The following is a 2,163-nucleotide window of genomic DNA, read 5'->3' on the forward strand; positions in this document are numbered from 1 at the left end:
CGCGCCGCTCGATCCGGGCCGCTCGCTGGTCTGAGGTCTCCCGCGGTCGGCGACCGCCTCCATCGTGCTGCGCACGACCGCCGTGCGAGCGGCGCCGCCCGGGGTTCCGGGCACGCGAGGACGACCGCGTGCGCTCGGAGGACATGGTGGCAAGGATAGGTGCCCCGTCCCGCTGCGCTCACCCCGATATGCGCGCGGTCCGGTGGAGTCACCGCCGTTGTTGCGGCGAGAGCGCGCACTCGACGTCGCGCTCTCGCCGCAACGAGCGGGAGGGCAAGGTGCGGTCAGGAGGTCTTGGCCGCGGCGAAGCCCTGCTCGAGGTCGGCCAGGATGTCGTCGATGTGCTCGATACCCACGGCGAGGCGCACCAGGCCCGGCGTCACGCCTGCCGCGAGACGGTCCTTGTCATCGCCCTGGGAGTGGGTGGTCGAGGCGGGGTGGATGACCAGCGAGCGCACATCCCCCAGGTTGGCGACGTGGCTGTGCAGGGTCAGCCCCTCGACGAACCTCCGGCCGGCCTCCAGGCCACCCGCGATCTCGAAGGCGAGCACCGCGCCGGCGCCCTTCGGCGTGTACTTCTGCGCCGCCGCGTGGAACTCGTTGTCCGGCAGCGACGCGTAGCGCACCGACTCCACCTGCGGGTGCTGGGCGAGGAACTGCGCGACCTTCTGGGCGTTCTCGACGTGCCGCTCGATCCGCAGGCTCAACGTCTCCAGCCCCTGGGCGATGAGGAACGCGTTGAACGGGGCCGGCGCCGAGCCGAGGTCGCGCAGCAGCTGCACGCGGGCCTTGAGGATGAAGGCGAGGTTGGCGCCGAACTGGCTGCCGACACCGAGGTCGCGGGCGTAGACGAGGCCGTGGTAGCTCTCGTCCGGCTGGTTGTAGTTCGGGAACCGCTCCGGGTCCTGGGCGAAGTCGAAGGTGCCGCCGTCCACGATGGCGCCGGCGATCACCGTCCCGTGCCCGGACAGGTACTTCGTCACGGAGTGGACGACGATGTCGGCACCCCACTCCAGCGGTCGCAGCAGGTAGGGGGTGGCGATCGTGTTGTCGACCACCAGCGGCACGCCGACCTCGTGGGCGACCGCTGCGATGTTCTCGATGTCGAGGACCTCGCCCTTGGGGTTGGCGATGGTCTCGCCGAAGAAGAGCTTGGTGTTGGGCCGCACCGCCGCGCGCCACGACTCCGGGTCGGTGGAGTCCTCCACGAAGGTGGTCTCCACACCAAGCTTGGCCAGGCTGTACTTCAGCAGGTTGTAGGTCCCGCCGTAGAGGTTGGGGCTGGCCACCACGTGGTCGCCCGCCTCGGCGATGTTGAGTACCGCGAAGGTGGAGGCGGCCTGGCCGGACGACAGCAGCAGGGCACCCACGCCGCCCTCGAGGCTGGCGATGCGCTTCTCGACGACGTCGCTCGTCGGGTTCTGCAGCCGGGTGTAGATGTTGCCGAGCTCCTTCAGGGCGAACAGGTCGGCTGCCTCCTGGGTGTCCCGGAAGACGTAGGAGGTGGTCTGGTAGATCGGGAGGGCCCGTGACCGGGTGTCCTCGTCGATCTCCTGGCCGGCGTGGATCTGGCGCGTCTCGAAGGACCAGTTGGGGGTGGTGTCAGTCATCGCTGTGGCCTTGCCTTTCGTGCGTTGTCGTCCAGGGAACGCACGCGCCCGCGCCGGTGGCGCGCCACGTGCGGTGCGGGGTGGCAGCGAACTGGTCTCCCGCGCTTGCACGACGTCGGGCGACGCCGTGCCAGGTCCTCACCCGGGGCACCCCACCGCGGTGGAGGGTTGCCGGTCAGCGAGCCGGGGCCGTTGCGCTGACACTCATGACCTGTCGTCAGGATAGCGGCGCGTCCACGGGCTGGATGGCGCGTCTCACTCATCGGACACCTGCGAGGTATGCCGCCCGGTCGCCGGCGTGGGCCGGCCGGCGGGTGACTGCTGGCGGCGCGGCCGACCGGAAGCGGCGCACCACCAGGTCCACCAGCAGCGGGTGGGCGCCGATCGGCTCGCCGATCAGGTCGGCGCCGCTGCCGTCCAGTCGCGCTTGGAACACCCCGGGTGCGAGCAGGTATGACGCGACGCCCACCGTCGCCGCTCCCCGGCCCCGCAGGGCCGTGACGGCGTCGGCCACGGTCGGCGCGGCGGAGGCGGCGAAACCGACCGCCACGGG

At 71.2% G+C, this 2,163-nt stretch carries 1 protein-coding gene, 1 pseudogene and 1 riboswitch; the gene and the pseudogene both read right to left on the bottom strand.

Features of this window, described 5'->3' with window-relative positions:
- Window positions 1-284 precede the first annotated feature (284 nt).
- The gene (locus FRW57_RS20660; protein ID WP_152186942.1) at window positions 285-1,610 is read right to left on the bottom strand and encodes a bifunctional o-acetylhomoserine/o-acetylserine sulfhydrylase; all 1,326 of its coding nucleotides are present in this window, start codon (window positions 1,608-1,610) and stop codon (window positions 285-287) included.
- A gap of 96 nt (window positions 1,611-1,706) precedes the next feature.
- A riboswitch (SAM riboswitch) is annotated at window positions 1,707-1,822 on the bottom strand.
- Window positions 1,823-1,869: 47 nt separating this feature from the next.
- A pseudogene (locus FRW57_RS23600) lies at window positions 1,870-2,163 on the bottom strand (hypothetical protein); the annotation flags it as partial.

Origin of the sequence: Segeticoccus rhizosphaerae, assembly GCF_009192725.1 — a bacterium.
Lineage (GTDB): Bacteria > Actinomycetota > Actinomycetes > Actinomycetales > Dermatophilaceae > Segeticoccus > Segeticoccus rhizosphaerae.

Coding starts and splice junctions, on each gene's coding strand:
- FRW57_RS20660 (WP_152186942.1), bottom strand. CDS start 1,610: ATGACTGACACCACCCCCAACTGGTCCTTCGAGACGCGCCAGATCCAC.